Origin of the sequence: Paracoccus sanguinis (assembly GCF_012689545.1) — a bacterium.
Taxonomy (GTDB): Bacteria; Pseudomonadota; Alphaproteobacteria; order Rhodobacterales; family Rhodobacteraceae; genus Paracoccus; species Paracoccus panacisoli.
The window spans coordinates 3,056,572-3,073,727 of sequence record NZ_CP051542.1 but is presented as its reverse complement, the minus strand read 5'-3'; the positions used below and the strand labels follow the sequence as shown (position 1 = coordinate 3,073,727).

The window sequence follows — 17,156 nt, the reverse complement described above, 5'->3', positions numbered from 1 at the left end:
ATGTTCGACAAGATCCTGATCGCCAACCGCGGCGAGATCGCGCTGCGCGTCATCCGCGCCTGCCGCGAGATGGGCATCGCCTCGGTCGCGGTCCACTCCACCGCCGACAGCGACGCCATGCACGTCCGCATGGCCGACGAATCGATCTGCATCGGCCCGGCGCCCTCGCCCGCCTCGTATCTCAACATGCCCGCCATCGTCTCGGCCTGCGAGATCACCGGCGCGCAGGCGATCCACCCCGGCTACGGCTTCCTGTCCGAGAACGCCCAGTTCGTGCAGATGGTCGAGGATCACGGCCTGACCTTCATCGGCCCCCGGGCCGAGCACATCCGCATCATGGGCGACAAGATCACCGCCAAGGAGACCGCGCAGTCCTTGGGCATCCCGGTCGTCCCCGGCTCGGACGGCGGCGTCCCGGACGTCGAGACCGCCCGCCGCGTCGCGGCCGAGATCGGCTATCCGGTCATCATCAAGGCCACCGCCGGCGGCGGCGGCCGCGGCATGAAGGTCGCCCGCGACGACGCCGCGCTCGAGGTCGCCTTCCGCACCGCCCGGGCCGAGGCCAAGGCCGCGTTCGGCAACGACGAGGTCTATCTCGAGAAGTACCTCCAGCGCCCGCGCCACATCGAGATCCAGGTGTTCGGCGACGGCAAGGGCGCCGCGGTGCATCTGGGCGAGCGCGACTGCTCGCTGCAGCGCCGCCACCAGAAGGTGCTGGAAGAGGCCCCCGGCCCGACCATCACGCCCGAGGAGCGCACCCGCATCGGCACCATCTGCGCCGAGGCGATGGCCAAGCTCGGCTACGCCGGCGCCGGCACGATCGAGTTCCTCTACGAGGACGGCGAGTTCTACTTCATCGAGATGAACACCCGCCTGCAGGTCGAGCATCCGGTGACCGAGGCCATCTACGGCGTCGACCTGGTGCGCGAGCAGATCCGCGTCGCCTCCGGCCAGCCGCTGAGCTTCGCGCAGGGCGACCTCTCAATCCGCGGCCACGCCATCGAGGCGCGGATCAACGCCGAGCGGCTGCCGAACTTCGCCCCCTGCCCGGGCCGGATCACCCAGTATCACGCCCCCGGCGGGCTGGGGGTGCGGATGGATTCCGCGCTCTACGACGGCTACGCGATCCCGCCGAACTACGACAGCCTGATCGGCAAGCTGATCGTCCACGGCCGCGACCGCGACGAGGCGCTCGCCCGCCTCAACCGCGCGCTGGGAGAGCTGATCGTGGACGGCGTCGACACGACCATCCCGCTGTTCCGGCGGCTGTTGCAGGACCCCGACATCCAGCGCGGCGACTACTCGATCCACTGGCTCGAGAAATGGCTCGAGACGGCCGAGTTCTGAGGCTGGCGGGCGGGGCTGCCGCGATGACCCGCCCTGCCCTCTCGCCTGAGGCAAATATCTCGGCGGGGCGCCCGGCACGGGCGCGGGGGCAGCGCCCCCCGCGGCGTCGGCCCCCGGTGCTGATGCCGTGACCGGCGCGGCTGCCGACCGCCAGCTCAGGCTGGTGGCCGCGCTGCGCCGCTACGGCGCGGCCCACGCCGGGCTGATGCTGGCCTTCGCGCGCCATCTTGCGCTGCACCCGACCGACGCCGCGGCGCTCTCCGAGATCCTGCTGGCCGAGGATCTGGGCGCCCCCCTCACCCCCGCCACGCTCGCCCGCCGCATCGGCCGCTCGCGGCCCGCGACGACCGCGGTGCTCGACAGGCTTGCGGCCGAGGGCCTCGTCGCCCGCGCCCCCCATCCCCGCGACGGCCGCGCCACCGTTCTCGGCGCCGGCCCGCGGATCGGCGCCGCGATCCCGCAATTCTTCCAGCCCCTCTCCGAGGCGATGGCGGCGACGCTCGCCCCCCACGATCCGGCGCAGGTCGAGGCGCTGATCGCGCTGGTGGGCGAGGTGACGAACTGCGTGGTCAGCCAGACCCCACCGGAAAATTAGTTCCATCATGGAATGATACGTGCGAGGATGAGGCGCTGCGTCCCCAGAGGAGCCTCCGCATGGCCGACTTCCACAGCCTCGTCATCGACCACCTCAACATCGGCGTCTTGGACCTCGACCGCGCCCTGCCGATCTACGAGGCGGCGCTTCGCCCGCTCGGGCTTGCGGTGTTCTTCCGCCCCGAGGCCGCCGCGGCCGAGTCCCGCACCCGCATGATCGGCTTCGGCCGGACACCGGACCGCCCGGTGTTCTGGCTGGTGGACGCCCAGCCGCCCGGCCCCGCAACCCACATCGCCTTTGCCGCCGCGGACCGGGCGCAGGTGGACGCCTTCCACGCCGCCGCGCTGGCCGCCGGCGCCACCGACAACGGCCCGCCGGGGCTGCGCTGGTACCACCCGCACTACTACGGCGCCTTCATCCGCGACCCGGACGGCCAGAATATCGAGGCCGTGTGCCACGCCCCCGCCTGAGCGCGGGCCGACGGGCGACGCTTGGCGTGGCGGCGACGGTCCTGCCGACGCCCGCGCAGACGTAGGGCGCGACGAGGCCGCACGGGCGAACGCCGCCCCGCGCGTCACGAACGGCCGACGCATAGATGGAGCCGGATGATACCGCCGAGGGCGTCCGGCCACGGCCCAGACCGCCGGGGGCGTGGGGCGCCGCCACCGCCCGCGTCGCGCGCGCCCCCTCGTTGGCCCGCCAGAGCGCTCGGCGAGTCCCCGCCCCCTGCCCGAACCGCGAGCCCGCGCCCCCTTCCCCAGACGCCCAGATCGGCTAGGGTTCGGACCATGCACGATCTGCCCGGCCTCTCGCCCCGCCAGCTTCTCGCCGGTTATGCCCACGGCATCTTCCCGATGGCGCTCTCGGCCGATGACCCGCGGCTGTCCTGGTACGATCCGCCGGCGCGCGGGGTGCTGCCGGTCGGCGGCGTCCACGCCTCGCGCTCGCTCAGGCGCAGCCTCGCGCGCCACGACTGGCGGGCCGAGGTCGCCGAGGATTTCGACGCCATCGTCGGCGCCTGCGCCGACCGCGCAGAGACGTGGATCAACGCCCCGCTACGGACCCTCTATGCCCAGCTCCACGCGACCGGCCATGCCCACGCGCTCGCCGTCCATTGCGACGGTGAGTTGGCGGGCGGGCTCTTCGGGGTGTCGCTCGGGGCCGCGTTCTTCGGCGAGAGCATGTTCTCGGCCCGCACCGACGGCTCGAAGATGGCGCTGGTCTGGCTGTCGGACCACCTCGACCGCTGCGGCTTTCTGCTCTGCGACACGCAATATCTGACACCGCATCTGGCCAGCATGGGCGGGGTCGAGCTCACCCGCCGCGCCTATCGCGCCCGCCTCGCCGCCGCGCTGGCGCAAGAGGCCGATTTCCGCGCCCTCCGCCCCCGCCCCGCCGACGAGCTGGCGGACGATCTACGCACGGCCGGTGCTGCGGAGGGGTGAGGGGGGCGACGCAGAGCGTTAGGGTTGGTCTCAACCGGCTCGCGGTGCTTTACCCGGAGCCAATCCGTCCGCAACCCGCACTGATCCCGATCTTAGGGTGGAGCGAACGGCCCCCGCAGGCCCGTGACTCCGACCCCGTGCCACCTGAAGGCCCTAGTTCACCTGCCCACGGTTTGGCGGCGCCCTGCCGGCAGACGAGTGGATTCTGCGCCAGAGGATAGACCGGCCCGCCATCCCGGGGCGCACCCGACGATCCTAAGCGGTCGCGCCTGACCGCCTCCAACCCATTCCAGAGGCCAGCGGAACAGGTTGTCCGGGCCGATCGACGGGATAGGGACGGGTCGCGCGGACTGCCTTGGCTAAGCCGAGGAACAGGCGACACCGGTCGTAGGATGCAGCGTGGATCCCCACGCCGCGCGTCGGCGCAATCCTCGCGGCCCTCCGCGTCGCCCGTCCTTACCCGAGCCGCCACGGCACGCCCGCCGCAGCCCCGCCCCTCAGCCCCCGGCGCCGTCCGCGGGCGGAGGCGTCTCGCCCTCGCCCTCGCCGTCGCCGCCCTCACCCTCGCCACCGGTCCCCTCGATGGGCGGCGCGCCTTCGCCGTCCGGCCCGGCGCCCTCGCCGCCCTCGGGCACGGCGGTGTCGGGCACATAGGTCAGCTCGGGCCGCGCCAGGCCCGTGCCGTCGTTGCAGCTCACCACCCAGACGTCATAGCGCGCATCGTCCAGCGCCGAGAGCGCCGGGGACGAGGCGATCATCCACCCCGTGAACAGCGCCTTGCGGTTGGTCGTGTCGGTGACCGTCAGCTGGGCGAAGGCGTCCGATTCGGGGTCCGCCTCGGGATAGCGGCACTCGCCCAGCCGCACCTCGAGCCGGCCGAACTTCACCGCCTCGCCCACGTTCAGCGGCAGGTCGGTGCTCTGCCCCGACACCTTGTCGAGCCCCCGGAGCAGTGCCCCCTGCCCGCGCGCGACCTTGCCCTCGATGACCGGGGCCACGCTCTCGGCGCGGGTGCCGGGGGCGATGTCGGTGCTGGCGCGCGACTGCGCCAGCGCCGGGCCGGCGGCGAGGACCGCCGCGCCGAGGATCAGCGCCGTCCTCATGGCTGGGCCCCGGTCGGCGTCGCACCCGGCCGGGCACCGCCCGCCGCGTCGCCCTCACCCGAGCCCGAACCCGACTGCGAATCCACGAACTTCATCATCAGCGCGAGCAGGCTGACCGCCCCCTGCACGTCCTCGATCTCGTCGCCGGGCTTCAGCATCTCCTCGGCCCCGCCGGGGCGCAGCTCGATGTACGAGCCCCCGAGCAGCCCATCCGACTGGATCAGCGCCGCGCTGTCGGTGGGCAGCGCGATCGTCTCGGGCACCCGCAGCTCGGCCTCGGCATAGTAGGTCTGGGGGTTCAGCGTCACCGCCGCAACGCGCCCCACGCGCACGCCCGCCAGCCGCACTTCGGTGCCCCGCTCGACCCCGTCCACGTTCGGAAACGCCGCCCGCAGCGGATAGCTGCCGCCGCCGGTCCCGCCCAGGCCCCCGGTCGACCAGATCACGAACCCCGCCGCCACCGCGAGCACCGCGGCGCCGACGAGCGTCTCGGCGCGTTCGGCTGCCGCGCTCATCTATTCCGGCTGCCAGGCGTCATAGTCGCGCCGCTGCGCGGGCTCGGCGCGCACCAGCGACCCGGCCGGGCGATACGCCCCGGGCAACCCGGTCTGGTTGGCGCGGTGCGGCTGCTCCCACGCCTTGCGGGGCAGCGGCGCCTCGGTCGGCGGCTGGTCGAAGGTGAAATGCAGCCAGCCATGCCACTCGGGCGGCACCCGGCTCGCCTCGGCCTCGCCGTTGTAGATCACCCAGCGCCGCTTGCCGCCCTGGGTCTGGTAATAGACGTTGCCCTGCGCGTCCTCGCCGACGCGCAGCCCGTGCCGCGCGGTCCAGAGCTGCGTGCCCAGCGTCTGGCCGTTCCACCAGGTCAGCAGCCGATCGACGATCCACATTGCGGCGCCCTCTCTCGAAAATCCGCCCCCCGTATCGCCGATCCCCGCGCCGGGGTCCAGCATCCTGTCGCGTCCTGACGGCAGAGTGACGGCCGGGCCCCGCCCCCCCCTTGCACCCCGCCCGCGCGCCGGGTCTGTTGGCCCCGCACAGGCTGGGGGGAGAGGCTGCCATGACCGAGGTTCTGATCGCCGGCGGCGCCGTCATGGGCGCCTCCGTGGCCTTCTGGCTCACCCGGCTCGACCCCGGCCTCCGCGTCACCGTCATCGAGCCCGACCCGGGCTACGCCACCGCCTCGACCGCGCTCTCGGCGGCCGGCATCCGCTCGCAGTTCACCAACCCCGTCAACGTCGAGATCTCGCGCTTCGGGATCGAGTTCATCCGCGACTTCGCCCGTTGGACGGGCCCCGCCGGCGGCGTCCCCGACCTCGGGCTGCGCGAGAACGGCTATCTCTTCCTCGCCGAGACCGAGACCGGCGCGCTGCAGCTCGAGAACCTCGCCGCCATGCAGCGGGGGTTGGGCGCCGGAACCGAGGTGCTCTCGCCCGCCGAACTCAAGGTCCGCTTCCCGTGGCTCTCGACCGAGGGCGTCTCGGCCGGCAGCTTCGGGCCGCGCGACGAGGGGTTCTTCGACAACATGGGCCTGCTTTCGGGGATGAAGGCCGCCGCCCGCGCCGCCGGCGCCGTCTGGGTCCGCGACCGCGTCACGGCGCTCGAGCGTGACGGGGACCGCATCACCGCGGCGATCCTCGAGAGCGGCGGGCGCCGCCCGGCCGACGTGTTCGTGAACTGCGCCGGCCCCCGCTGCGCCGAGATGCTGCGCACCGTGGACCTGAACCTGCCGGTCGAGCCGCGCAAGCGCACCATCTTCGTCGTCGACGCCCCCGCCGCCCGCCACCCCGAGGCGCCGCTGGTCGTCGACCCCTCGGGCATCTGGATGCGCCCCGAGCACGGCCAGTGGCTCGCCGCGACCGTCCCCGCCACCGACGGCCCCTGCGCGCCGGACGACTTCACCCCCCAGTCCGAGCTGTGGGAAGAGCACGTCTGGCCCGCCCTCTACGCCCGCTGCGCGGGCTTCGAGGCGGCCCGCGTGATCCGCGAATGGGCCGGGCACTACGCCTATAACACCCTGGACCAGAACGCGATTCTGGGGCGGAACCCGCAGGCCCCGAACCTCTATCACGCCAACGGCTTCTCGGGGCACGGGCTGCAACAGGCCCCTGCGGTCGGCCGCGGCGTGGCCGAGCAGATCGTCCACGGCGACTGGGTCACGCTGGACCTGTCCGAGCTGGGGGTGCAGCGGGTGCTGGACGGTCAGCCGTTTGCCGAGGCTGCGATTGTGTGAGGCAGCACTGACGTGTTACTGGTCATAGAAACCGGTATCTTTCTGAACAACCTGTCTTGATGGACACAACATGCATCTCAAGTCTGTCAGTTTAAGCAATATAAAGGGATTCGAGGATCTTGAATTTGATTTTTCTAGAGGAACAAGCAAAGAGCTAGCCGGCTGGACCGTTATTACCGGGGACAACGGCTCCGGCAAAAGTGCTTTTCTTAAGTCCATCGCTATCGCGCTGTCTGGCCCAGATGCAGCGCGATCATTGCAACCGAGCTTTGCAGGGTGGCGCACACACGGAATTGACGAAGATGCACACTCGCAAGTGAGTATTGATGTAAGGCGGTCGGAGGAAGTAGATTTCTTTTCTTCTGGGGGCCAGCCGGGATCGGGGACATTTAAAGCGACAATTAGATTTTCTGGATCAGGACGCGAAACGTTCCTCGAAGCAGTGAATTTTAAAGGGAAGCGAGTTACGCCTCAAAGAACAATTTGGGCCCCAAAGGCGGCCGGATGGTTCTGTTGCGGCTACGGACCCTTCCGCCGGGTGTTTGGCGCATCACCAGAGGCCATGCGGCAAATGGTTGCGCCGACTACAGAACGGTTCGTTACGATGTTCCAAGAGGCCGCCTCGCTTGCAGAGGTTGACCAGTGGCTGAGGGCGCTGAAGCACAAAGAGCTGGAGGGGCGTCATGACGATATCAAAAAACTTGAAGTTGTTAAAGCCATATTAGATGATGACTTTTTGCCTAACGGGATGAAGATCGCGCATATCAATTCGGAGGGGTTATGGCTGCGAGATCGCAGTGGGGCAACCTTGTCTTGGGACGAAATGAGCGACGGCTATCGCGCCGCTCTCGCTCTAGTTGCAGATATTCTAAGACATCTTATAAACGCTTATGGTATTGATAATCTGACCGGCACAGATGAGGCGGGTAAACTTTTAATAGGAATGCCGGGCGTCGTGCTGATTGATGAGGTTGACGCGCACCTTCATCCTGTTTGGCAGCAAAGTATCGGGTTCTGGCTGAAACACCGGTTTCCTAATATACAGTTCATAGTCACCAGCCATAGCCCCCTAGTGTGCCAAGCTGCAGATGAAGGTGGATTATTTGTTTTGCCGGCGCGTGGCGGTCAAGATTTTCCTAGAAAGCTAAGCGGAGAGGAGCACCGTAGAATCGTAGCTTCGCGGCCCGACACTATACTATTAACTCCAGCGTTTGGCCTTCGAAACACTCGCTCACCCGTGGCCGTTACGGGGCGTGCTCGCCTCAGCCAGATGCGAGCGAAAGTTCGGGCTGGCGCTCGGCTGACCGAGCAAGAGAAAATCGAGCTATCTCAGTTAGAACTTTTTGACGTCGGCGATGAGGCAATTTAGTTGAAGCGCGTTATCCGTTGCGATCTAACCGCGCGCGAGATTAATTACCTGGATCGGCGCGCCAATGATCTGGCTTTGCGGGGTGCAGACAATCTGCCTCCAGGCGCGATTAATCAGCATTGGAGAATTTCCAGGCAGACGCGAACGCTGAACGGAATTTTCGATAAGCTGAGGTCAATGATGGGGCCGTTCGAGCGCTGCATGTATTGCCTTGACTCGCACGGATGCGATATCGAGCATTTTAAGCCCAAGGCTTCATATAACGAGAGCATGTACACGTGGAACAATCTCCTCTTATGCTGCACAGAATGCGGCAGGCTAAAAGGTAGCAAGTTTCCGATGGATGGCGCTGAGCCGTTGCTTATTGATCCGACAGGCGAGAACCCTTGGGATCATCTTTCCTTCGACCCAAGACTGGATACAATTACAGCATCTTTCGATTTAGCTTCGAACACATTTGATAAGAAGGGCACTGCAACCGTGGAGTTGCTTAACCTTGACCGTCGAGAGGCGTTACAACACATCTATCGGCGCGCCTACCGACGGCTAACTCATTGCATCACTCAAATAATAGACGCCCCTCCGGCTCCCGACGAAGCGGTCGATATACTCATAGAAGAGGATGTCTGCGGCTTATTAGGCTGGATGTTCGGACTCGAAGGAGAACGTATTAGCCCCATGTTAGAGTTAAAAGAACATTATGTGGGCATTTGGGATGCCTGCCACCGGAAATTCGTTCTAATGGCGTAATAACCATGCCCTTCACCATCGCCATAGACGGCCCCGCGGCCTCCGGCAAAGGCACCCTCGCGCGGGCTCTGGCCGAGCGCTTCGGCTTTGCCCATCTCGACACGGGCCTCCTCTACCGCGCCGTCGGCGCCCGCGGCGGCGATCCCGTCGCGGCGGCCCAAAGCCTCACGCCCGAGGACCTGGCCCGCCCCGACCTCCGCTCGGCCGAGGCCGGGCTGGCGGCCAGCCGCGTCGCCGCCCTCCCCGAGGTGCGCGCCGCGCTCACCGACTTCCAGCGCCGCTTCGCGCGGGTCGAGCCCGGCGCGGTGCTCGACGGGCGCGACATCGGGACGGTGATCTGCCCCGATGCGGCGGTGAAGCTCTATGTCGTGGCCGACGACGCCACCCGCGCCGCCCGCCGCGCCGCCGAGCTGGGCGCCGACCCCGCCGAGATGCTGGCCCAGATCCGCGACCGCGACGCCCGCGACGCCGCGCGCGACACCGCGCCGATGCGCGCCGCCCCGGACGCCGTGGTGCTCGACACCACGCGGATGACAATCGAGGAGGCCGTCGCCGCCGCCGTCGCCCTCGTGACGTCGCGGCTCGGCGCCTGAGCGCTTCCCGGTCGGGCCGGATCGTTCATACGGTTGCTGCACGGCGTTCGCATGAACCGTGCATGAACATCGCACGAACGATGCACGAACCGTGCCCGGGGGTGGCGGCCCTCAGCCCATCAGCCGGGACTTCACCACCGCCCCCGCGGCGGCAAAGTCCATCTGCCCGGCGTGCCGCTCGCGCAAGCTCGCCATGACCCGCCCCATGTCGCGCACGCCGGTCGCGCCGAGGTCGGCGATCACCGCGTCGATGGCCGCCGCAACCTCGGCCTGATCGAGCTGCCGCGGCAGGAATTCCTGAATGACGGCAATCTCTTGCGTTTCGCGCTCGGCGAGTTCCAGCCGCCCGCCCTCCTCATAGGCGCGGGCCGATTCCTGGCGCTGCTTGACCATCTTGGAAAGCAGCGCGACCACGTCCGCCTCGTCCAGCCCGGTCTGCCCCGGCTCGCCCCGGACCGCGATCTCACGATCCTTCAGCGCTGCCCCGATCAGCCGCAGCGTGGACAGCCGCAGCTGGTCGCGGCTGCGCATCGCATCCTTCGTCGCCTCTTGAATCCGCGTCCGAATTTCCATGTTTTCCTCGCTTTTTGGGCCTCACCCTCCCTTGTCCCGATCGCCGCCGCGGGGTCAACCCGGCTTGACCCCGGCCCCCGCTTCCCCTAGCAGTCGTCCGATTTTCCAGAGGGTGACGATGGGACAGAAACCGACCGCGTGTCTGGCGCTCGCCGACGGGACGATCTTCTACGGCCAAGGCTTCGGTGCCACCGGCGAGGTCGTGGCCGAGCTCGTCTTCAACACCGCGATGACGGGGTATCAGGAGATCATGACCGATCCCTCCTACGCCGCCCAAGTCGTCACCTTCACCTTCCCCCACATCGGCAACACCGGCATCACCCCCGAGGATGACGAGGCCCCCGACCCCGTCGCGGCCGGCATCGTCGTCAAGTGGGACCCGACCGAGCCCTCGAACTGGCGCGCGACGAGCGACCTCGCCGACTGGATGGCGCGGCGCGGCCGGATCGGCATCGGCGGCGTCGACACCCGCCGGCTGACCCGCGCGATCCGCCAGCAGGGCGCGCCGCACGTGGTGCTGGCGCATGACCCGGCGGGGAACTTCGATATCGCCGCGCTGGTCGCCCGGGCCCGGGCGTGGCCGGGGCTCGTCGGCATGGACCTCGCGCGCGAGGTCTCGTGCGCGCAGTCCTACCGCTGGGACGAGGGGCTGTGGCAGTGGGGTCAGGGCTTCGCCCCGATCGAGGACCAGCGGCCGTTCCGGGTCGTCGCCGTCGACTACGGCGCCAAGCGCAACATCCTGCGCTCGCTGGCCGGCAGCGGCGCCGAGGTCACGGTCCTGCCCGCGACCGCCACGGTGGACGAGATCCTCGCCCATGACCCCGAGGGGGTGTTCCTCTCGAACGGCCCCGGCGATCCGGCGGCCACGGGCGAATACGCCGTGCCGATGATCCAGGACCTGCTCGACCGCGACCTGCCGATCTTCGGGATCTGCCTCGGCCACCAGATGCTGGCGCTCGCGCTCGGCGCGAAAACGGTCAAGATGGGCCACGGCCACCACGGCGCGAACCACCCGGTCCGCGACGTCGAGACCGGCAAGGTCGAGATCACCTCGATGAACCACGGGTTCGCGGTCGACGCCCAGACCCTGCCCGAGGGCGTGATCGAGACGCACGTCAGCCTCTTCGACGGCTCGAACTGCGGGCTGCGGGTGGCGGACCGGCCGGTGTTCTCGGTCCAGTATCACCCCGAGGCGAGCCCCGGCCCGCAGGACAGCGCCTATCTGTTCGAGCGGTTCGCCGAGGCGATGGCCGCGCGCCGCCGCTGAACCGCCGCGACGCGCCGCGGGCGTTAACCACGGCTTAAGTCTTTCGCGCCATGTAGATCGGGCAACCGCCGCGCGAGGTGCCCGATGAACGTCACACCGATTCGCCGCCCCGTCCCCGCCCCGGACGAGGCCCCGGCGCCGGGGGTCGTTCCGTTCCGCCCGCGCGCCGCCCGCGCCGGCGACCGCCCCGCGCCTGCACCTGACGGCCGCGATCCGCGGGCGCTCGGGCAGATCCTCATCGACGACGGCGCGGTCGAGCCCGGCAACCTGCTCAAGGCGCTGGTCATGCAGCGCCGCGAATCGGCGCGGCTGGGCGAGGTGCTGCTGGCGCATGGCTGGGTCACCGACGTGGCGCTCGCCCGGGCGCTCTCGCGCCAGTGGCGGACGACCGTGATCGACCTTGTGGCGCTGCCGCCCGACGCCCGGTTGATCGACCAGGCGGGGCCCGAGTGGTGCCTGTCGCAGGCGGTGGTGCCGTGGCGCCGCGCCGGCGGGGTGACCTTCGTGGCGACCGCCCGCCCCGAGGCGTTCGCGGCGCACCGGCCGCGGCTCGAGGCGCGGTTCGGCCCCGTCCGCATGCTGCTCTGCGCCGAGTCCGAGGCCATGCAGGCGCTGGTGTCGCTGCGCCGCACCGCCCTGATCCGCGAGGCCGAGTGCTGCGTCGCGCCCGAGCTGAGCTGCCGGACCCGCAACGAGGCGCGGCTGGGGGCGCTGCTGCTCGCCCTGATGGCTGGCCTCGCGGCCGGGCTGTGGCTGGCGCCGACGGCGGTGCTGGTGGTGGTCAGCGGCCTCGCCATCCTGACGCTGGGCGCGACCACGATCCTCAAGGCCCTCGCGTTCCGCGCCACGCTGCGCGGCGAGGCCGCGGCACCACCACGCCCGGATGCCGAGATGGAGGCGCGGCTGCCCGTCATCTCGGTCATGGTGCCGATGTTCCGCGAGGCCGACATCGCCGACCGGCTGGTGGCGCGGCTGTCGCGGCTCAGCTATCCGCGCGAGCTGACCGACATTCTGCTGGTCGTCGAAGAGACCGACCACGTCACCCGCGCCGCGCTTTCGGGCGTGCGGCTTCCGGCCTGGATGCGGGTGGTGACCGTCCCCGACGGCCCGATCCGCACCAAGCCGCGGGCGCTGAACTATGCGCTGCATTTCTGCCGCGGCAGCATCATCGGGGTCTGGGACGCCGAGGACCGGCCCGAGCCCGACCAGCTGCACCGCGTGGCCCGGCACCTGCACTTCGCTGCCCCCGAGGTCGCCTGCGTGCAGGGCGCGCTCGACTTCTACAATCCGCGCACCAACTGGCTCGCCCGGTGTTTCACGCTGGAATATTCGTCGTGGTTCCGCGGCGTTCTGCCGGGGATGGCGCGGATGGGGCTGGTGGTGCCCTTGGGCGGGACGACCTTCTTCATCCGGCGCGCGGCGCTCGACCACGCCGGGGGATGGGACGGCTGGAACGTCACCGAGGACGCCGACCTGGGCGTCCGCCTCGCCCGGCTCGGCTACCGGACCGAGATCGTCGCCACCACGACCCACGAAGAGGCGAACTGCCGCGCCGTGCCGTGGGTCAAGCAGCGCTCGCGCTGGCTCAAGGGGTTCGCGATGACCTGGGGGGTGCACATGCGGGCGCCCCGCCGGCTGTGGCGAGAGATCGGGCCGATGCGGATGCTGGGCTTTCACCTGCAGATGTTCGCCACCGTCCAGCAGTTCCTGCTGGCGCCAGTGCTGTGGAGCTTCTGGCTGCTCACCCTGGGGTTCGGCCATCCGTTGTCGCCCATGGCCGGCGGCTGGCTCGGCACGGCGGTGATCGGGCTCTTCCTCGTCTCGGAGGCGCTGAACGCGGTGGTGGCGGCGTGGTCCGTGCGCCGCACCCACCCCGGGCTGATGCTCTGGGCGCCGAGCCTCTACGCGTATTTCCCGCTCGCCTGCCTCGCGGCGTGGAAAGCCGCCTACGAGATCGTGGTGAAGCCCTTCTACTGGGACAAGACCACTCATGGGGTGTTCGATCACAGCGCTGACGTGATGGCCTCGGCAGAAGCGGCGATGCCCGAGAGCGCGCTGATCCCGATGGCGGCCGACGGCGGCGGATGCGCCGCCGCGACCGGCGCGCCGGTGGCCGTTCCTGTGCATGGGAGCATCGGCTAAGGGGGTGGCGACCTGTCGGGGCGGCGGGCTGCCGTTTGGTCCGGTTGCCTGAGGTCCGGCGACAGAAGTTTCCCTGAGCCGCTGCGTCAGAAGAACGAGCCCTGCGGGTCGCTGTCCGGGTCCTCGCCCTTCTGGCGGCGCCGCGCTCGCGGTCGCGGCGGTTGCTTCGTAGCTGTCTCGCTGGGGGGCTCAGATGGGGGCTGCGGGGCAGGATCGGTGACCAGCGCCTTGGACTCGGCGCGTGATCCAATGTCGGCCACGGTTCGATCGGGCCGCGTGCCGTCACCCTCACCCGCTGCCGGACCGCCGCCCGATCCCGGCCGCACCGGACCGCTCGGCGTGACGGGCAAGGCGCCATCGTGGAACTCGAGCGTGAGCGCGGCGGCGCGGGCCGCCGCGTCGGCCGAGACGACGAGCCCTTGGGGCCCGTGCACGATGACGAAACCGCGGCGCAGCGTCTCGGTATGGCCCAGCGTCTGGCGCAGCCGGTCGAGACGCGCGAGCGCGGCGCGCCGCTCGGTGATGAGATCCGTCCGGAGAACCGCCAGTCGGCGCTCGAGCGCCGCGTAGCCCGTGCGGTCCGCGGCGATCTTGCGGCGGGCGTCGGCCTGCATTCGCGCCCGGGCGGCGGTCAGGCGCTGTGCCAGCGCAGCCAGCCGCCGCTGCGGATCGTCGTGCCGGCGGGCCAGGGCGCGGGGCAGGCGCGCGCTCAGCTCAGCGAGGCGCCGCGCCGGCGCCTCGGTCCGCTGCGCCAGCGCGGGGGCGAGGCGCCCGTCCGCCGCGGCGAGGCGCCGGGCGTCGGCGGCGCGGGCAAGCTGCACGGCGGCGGGTCGCGGCATGGGCAGTTCGGCCCGCAGCCGCGCGTGATGCTGCCGCGCCGCCCGGTCGAGATCGCTGCCGGCGCGGCCCAGCTCCGTCCGCCGGTCGGCCATGAAACTGCGCAGCGCAAAGAGCGGCAGGTCCAGCGCCTCGGCCTCGCGTCGCCGCGCCCGGACGAAGCCGCGCAGCACCGGGTCGAGCCGCGGCCCGGTCAGGTCGAGCCGCTGCCGCGCAGGATCGGTCATTGCCTGCGGGCGCCCGAGCAGCCGGCCCAGATCGGCGAGACGTTGCGCCGGCCGCTCGATCCGCGCCCGGGCCGAGCGCCACAGCCGGCTCTGGCTGTCGGCGATGCGCGCGCCGAGCTCGGCCAGCACCGGCACCGCCATTTCGGCGGCCGCGGTCGGGGTCGGGGCGCGCAGGTCGGCGGCATGGTCGATCAGCGTGGTGTCGGTCTCATGCCCGACCGCCGAGATCAGGGGGATGGTCCCCGCCGCGACGGCGCGCACCACGGCCTCCTCGTTGAAGCCCCACAGGTCTTCCACCGAGCCGCCGCCGCGCGCCACGATGATCAGGTCGGGCCGCGCAATCGCGCCCCCCGCAGGCAGCGCGTTCAGCGCCGCGATGGCCTGCGCGATCTGCGGCGCGGACTGTGCGCCCTGCACCGCCACCGGCCAGATCAGCACCCGGCTGGGAAAGCGGTCGCGCAGCCTGTGCAGGATGTCGCGGATCACCGCCCCCGAGGGCGAGGTGACCACCGCGATCACCCCGGGCAGGAACGGGATCGGGCGCTTGCGGGCGGCGTCGAAGAGCCCCTCGGCGGCCAGCGCCCGCCGGCGCTGCTCGAGCATGGCCATGAGCGCGCCGAGGCCCGCGGGCTCGATGTGCTCGACCAGCAGCTGATAGCGCGACTGGCCCGGAAATGTCGTGAGGCGGCCCGTGGCGATGACCTCGAGTCCCTCTTCCGGGCGATGCGGCAGGCGGCAGGCGTTGTCGCGCCAGCACACCGCGGCGAGCACCGCGCGGTCGTCCTTGAGGTCGAAGTAGAGATGCCCCGAGGACGGGCGCGAGACCCGCCCGACCTCGCCGCGCACGCGCACGCGGCCGAACTCACCCTCTACCACCCGGCGGATCGCGCCGGAAAGTTCCGAGACGGACAGGGTCGGGGCATTGCCGGACGGGGCGTCGGCCGAGGGGTCGTCGAAAAGCTCCATGGCTTCGGGTGTCGCCCAGCCGGGGGCGGGGTTCAAGCGCGGATCGTGTGGGGGGCTGAGGGGACATTGACTGGATGGGCTGACGACGGGGTTGGAGGGACACACGGTGGCGGCTCGGAGGCGACGGGGGGGTGAGCCGCAGCCGTAAACCGCGTGTTCAGCTTTCTCGTCAGCCTTGAGACCCGCCTACTTCAGCGGTCGCATGACCAACCTCACTCTGCCCGGATTAAGGTGGCACACACGCGCCTTGGTGCCGATGGCGCGCCGATCCCTATCCCGCCGACAAAAGGAACTGTCCCCGACCGCCCACGCCGGCCCGCGCCCCTTGCCCGCCCCCCCGTCGCGGCCTAAAGCCCCAACCCAACAATGGCGCGCGGGCGGTCGGGCGCTGAGGCCCGCCCCCGCCGGGGCGGAGAGAGGGCGAAGGGGCGGCGATGAACATCCTCATTCTCGGCGGCGGGGGCCGCGAACACGCGCTCGCCTGGGCGTTCCGGCAGAACCCGAAATGCGACCGGCTGATCGTCGCGCCGGGCAACGCCGGGATCGCCGCCATCGCCCGCTGCGCGGCGCTCGAGATCACCGACGGCGCCGCCGTGGTCGGGTTCTGCGAAGAGCAGGCTATCGACCTCGTGGTGATCGGCCCCGAGGCGCCGCTGGCCAGTGGCGTCGCCGACAGCCTCCGCGCCGCCGGGATCGCGGTGTTCGGCCCCTCGCGCGAGGCTGCGCGGCTCGAGGCGTCGAAGGCCTTCACCAAGGAAATCTGCGACGCCTGCGGCGCCCCGACCGCGGGCTGGGCGCGCTTCACCGACGCGGCCGCCGCCCGCGCCCATGTGGCCGCGCGCGGCGCGCCGATCGTCGTCAAGGCCGACGGGCTCGCGGGCGGCAAGGGCGTGACCGTGGCGATGACCGAGGCCGAGGCCCTGACCGCCATCGACGCCGCCTTCGGCGGGGCCTTCGGTGACGCCGGGACCGAGCTCGTCATCGAGGAGTTCATGGCGGGCGAGGAGGCGAGCTTCTTTGTCCTCTGCGACGGCGCGACCTGCCTGCCGATCGGCACCGCGCAGGACCACAAGCGCGTGGGCGAGGGCGACACCGGGCCCAACACCGGGGGCATGGGGGCCTATTCCCCTGCCCCGGTCCTGACCGAGGCGCTGCAGGCGCAGGTGATGGCCGAGATCGTCCAGCCCACCATCGCCGAGATGGCGCGGCGCGGCACACCCTTCCAGGGGGTGCTTTATGCCGGGCTGATGATCGCGGACGGGCGGGCGCGGCTCGTCGAATACAACGTCCGCTTCGGCGACCCCGAGTGCCAGGTGCTGATGATGCGGCTCGGGGCGCAGGCGCTCGACCTCGTGCACGCCTGCGCCGAGGGGCGGCTGGCCGAGATGACCGTGAACTGGGCCGACGACCACGCGCTGACCGTGGTGCTGGCGGCCGAGGGCTATCCCGGCGACGTCCAGAAGGGCAGCGTTATCGGCGGGCTCGAGGGCCTGCCCGAGACGGCGACGCAGATGCTGTTTCACGCCGGCACCGCCGCGCAGGAGGGCCGGGTCGTGGCCAACGGCGGCCGGGTGCTGAACGCGACGGGCCGCGGCGCCACGTTGGCCGAGGCGCAGGCGCGCGCCTATGCGGTCGCCGATGCGGTGGACTGGCCCGAGGGGTTCTATCGCCGCGACATCGGCTGGCGGGCGCTCTGAGGGGCGGCCGCC

Annotated in this window: 16 protein-coding genes; 11 read left to right on the top strand and 5 right to left on the bottom strand. The window is 70.5% G+C overall.

From position 1 onward, the window contains the following. The 4 genes from accC to aat all read left to right on the top strand — a co-directional run bounded on the left by accC (position 1) and on the right by aat (position 3,387). Positions 1–1,347, top strand: coding sequence for an acetyl-CoA carboxylase biotin carboxylase subunit (gene accC, locus HGN31_RS14720; protein ID WP_036736185.1), 1,347 nt, complete (start codon positions 1–3; stop codon positions 1,345–1,347). Between the two features lie 127 nt (positions 1,348–1,474). Next, entirely contained in the window at positions 1,475–1,942 is a 468-nt protein-coding gene (locus HGN31_RS14715; protein WP_168783686.1) for a MarR family winged helix-turn-helix transcriptional regulator, read from the top strand. A 59-nt stretch (positions 1,943–2,001) separates the two neighbouring features. Beyond that, positions 2,002–2,412, top strand: a complete 411-nt coding sequence (locus tag HGN31_RS14710; protein ID WP_168783685.1) for a VOC family protein — start codon at positions 2,002–2,004, stop codon at positions 2,410–2,412. Between the two features lie 318 nt (positions 2,413–2,730). After that, on the top strand, positions 2,731–3,387 hold the full coding sequence (aat, locus tag HGN31_RS14705) for a leucyl/phenylalanyl-tRNA--protein transferase (RefSeq protein ID WP_168783684.1): 657 nt from the start codon (positions 2,731–2,733) through the stop codon (positions 3,385–3,387). 497 nt (positions 3,388–3,884) lie between these two features. Here aat and HGN31_RS14700 read toward each other — a convergent pair whose 3' ends face one another. From HGN31_RS14700 to HGN31_RS14690, 3 genes are read right to left on the bottom strand one after another with little or no spacing between them, the layout of a single operon-like run. Continuing rightward, complete coding sequence (locus tag HGN31_RS14700) at positions 3,885–4,490, bottom strand: DUF2155 domain-containing protein (RefSeq protein ID WP_074826974.1); 606 nt, start codon at positions 4,488–4,490, stop codon at positions 3,885–3,887. Next, a complete protein-coding gene (gene mlaD, locus HGN31_RS14695; RefSeq protein WP_052176614.1) occupies positions 4,487–5,005 on the bottom strand; it encodes an outer membrane lipid asymmetry maintenance protein MlaD in 519 nt (172 codons plus the stop codon). The genes HGN31_RS14700 and mlaD overlap by 4 nt, the downstream gene beginning before the upstream one ends. Further along, complete coding sequence (locus HGN31_RS14690; RefSeq protein ID WP_036705363.1) at positions 5,006–5,380, bottom strand: NADH:ubiquinone oxidoreductase subunit NDUFA12; 375 nt, start codon at positions 5,378–5,380, stop codon at positions 5,006–5,008. Positions 5,381–5,550: 170 nt separating this feature from the next. On the opposite strand from HGN31_RS14690, the gene HGN31_RS14685 reads away from it, so the two are divergent. From HGN31_RS14685 to HGN31_RS14670, 4 genes are all read left to right on the top strand, one after another. Further along, positions 5,551–6,723, top strand: a complete 1,173-nt coding sequence (locus HGN31_RS14685) for an NAD(P)/FAD-dependent oxidoreductase (RefSeq protein ID WP_168783683.1) — start codon at positions 5,551–5,553, stop codon at positions 6,721–6,723. 70 nt (positions 6,724–6,793) lie between these two features. Beyond that, positions 6,794–8,092 (top strand): AAA family ATPase, encoded by a 1,299-nt coding sequence (locus tag HGN31_RS14680; RefSeq protein WP_168783682.1) that lies wholly within the window; start codon positions 6,794–6,796, stop codon positions 8,090–8,092. Beyond that, entirely contained in the window at positions 8,093–8,842 is a 750-nt protein-coding gene (locus tag HGN31_RS14675) for an HNH endonuclease family protein (protein WP_168783681.1), read from the top strand. A 5-nt stretch (positions 8,843–8,847) separates the two neighbouring features. After that, entirely contained in the window at positions 8,848–9,435 is a 588-nt protein-coding gene (locus HGN31_RS14670) for a (d)CMP kinase (protein WP_036704842.1), read from the top strand. A gap of 111 nt (positions 9,436–9,546) precedes the next feature. Here HGN31_RS14670 and HGN31_RS14665 read toward each other — a convergent pair whose 3' ends face one another. Further along, positions 9,547–10,008, bottom strand: coding sequence for a GatB/YqeY domain-containing protein (locus HGN31_RS14665; protein WP_036704844.1), 462 nt, complete (start codon positions 10,006–10,008; stop codon positions 9,547–9,549). 118 nt (positions 10,009–10,126) lie between these two features. Here HGN31_RS14665 and carA point away from each other — a divergent pair, with 118 nt between their 5' ends. Both carA and HGN31_RS14655 read left to right on the top strand, forming a co-directional pair. Continuing rightward, positions 10,127–11,275: a glutamine-hydrolyzing carbamoyl-phosphate synthase small subunit gene (carA, locus tag HGN31_RS14660; RefSeq protein ID WP_168783680.1), complete on the top strand. Its 1,149-nt coding sequence runs from the start codon at positions 10,127–10,129 to the stop codon at positions 11,273–11,275. Positions 11,276–11,359: 84 nt separating this feature from the next. Beyond that, the gene (locus tag HGN31_RS14655; RefSeq protein ID WP_168783679.1) at positions 11,360–13,417 is read left to right on the top strand and encodes a glycosyltransferase family 2 protein; all 2,058 of its coding nucleotides are present in this window, start codon (positions 11,360–11,362) and stop codon (positions 13,415–13,417) included. 86 nt (positions 13,418–13,503) lie between these two features. On the opposite strand, the gene xseA is transcribed toward HGN31_RS14655, so the two are convergent. Then, positions 13,504–15,447 (bottom strand): exodeoxyribonuclease VII large subunit, encoded by a 1,944-nt coding sequence (gene xseA, locus HGN31_RS14650; RefSeq protein ID WP_168783965.1) that lies wholly within the window; start codon positions 15,445–15,447, stop codon positions 13,504–13,506. 434 nt (positions 15,448–15,881) lie between these two features. Between xseA and purD the strand changes: the two genes are divergently transcribed. Beyond that, positions 15,882–17,144: a phosphoribosylamine--glycine ligase gene (gene purD, locus HGN31_RS14645; protein WP_168783678.1), complete on the top strand. Its 1,263-nt coding sequence runs from the start codon at positions 15,882–15,884 to the stop codon at positions 17,142–17,144. Positions 17,145–17,156 lie beyond the last annotated feature (12 nt).

Coding starts and splice junctions, on each gene's coding strand:
- HGN31_RS14690 (WP_036705363.1), bottom strand. CDS start 5,380: ATGTGGATCGTCGATCGGCTGCTGACCTGGTGGAACGGCCAGACGCTG.
- HGN31_RS14710 (WP_168783685.1), top strand. CDS start 2,002: ATGGCCGACTTCCACAGCCTCGTCATCGACCACCTCAACATCGGCGTC.
- HGN31_RS14665 (WP_036704844.1), bottom strand. CDS start 10,008: ATGGAAATTCGGACGCGGATTCAAGAGGCGACGAAGGATGCGATGCGC.
- aat (WP_168783684.1), top strand. CDS start 2,731: ATGCACGATCTGCCCGGCCTCTCGCCCCGCCAGCTTCTCGCCGGTTAT.
- HGN31_RS14680 (WP_168783682.1), top strand. CDS start 6,794: ATGCATCTCAAGTCTGTCAGTTTAAGCAATATAAAGGGATTCGAGGAT.
- HGN31_RS14670 (WP_036704842.1), top strand. CDS start 8,848: ATGCCCTTCACCATCGCCATAGACGGCCCCGCGGCCTCCGGCAAAGGC.
- xseA (WP_168783965.1), bottom strand. CDS start 15,447: ATGGAGCTTTTCGACGACCCCTCGGCCGACGCCCCGTCCGGCAATGCC.
- mlaD (WP_052176614.1), bottom strand. CDS start 5,005: ATGAGCGCGGCAGCCGAACGCGCCGAGACGCTCGTCGGCGCCGCGGTG.
- HGN31_RS14655 (WP_168783679.1), top strand. CDS start 11,360: ATGAACGTCACACCGATTCGCCGCCCCGTCCCCGCCCCGGACGAGGCC.
- purD (WP_168783678.1), top strand. CDS start 15,882: ATGAACATCCTCATTCTCGGCGGCGGGGGCCGCGAACACGCGCTCGCC.
- HGN31_RS14700 (WP_074826974.1), bottom strand. CDS start 4,490: ATGAGGACGGCGCTGATCCTCGGCGCGGCGGTCCTCGCCGCCGGCCCG.
- HGN31_RS14685 (WP_168783683.1), top strand. CDS start 5,551: ATGACCGAGGTTCTGATCGCCGGCGGCGCCGTCATGGGCGCCTCCGTG.
- accC (WP_036736185.1), top strand. CDS start 1: ATGTTCGACAAGATCCTGATCGCCAACCGCGGCGAGATCGCGCTGCGC.
- carA (WP_168783680.1), top strand. CDS start 10,127: ATGGGACAGAAACCGACCGCGTGTCTGGCGCTCGCCGACGGGACGATC.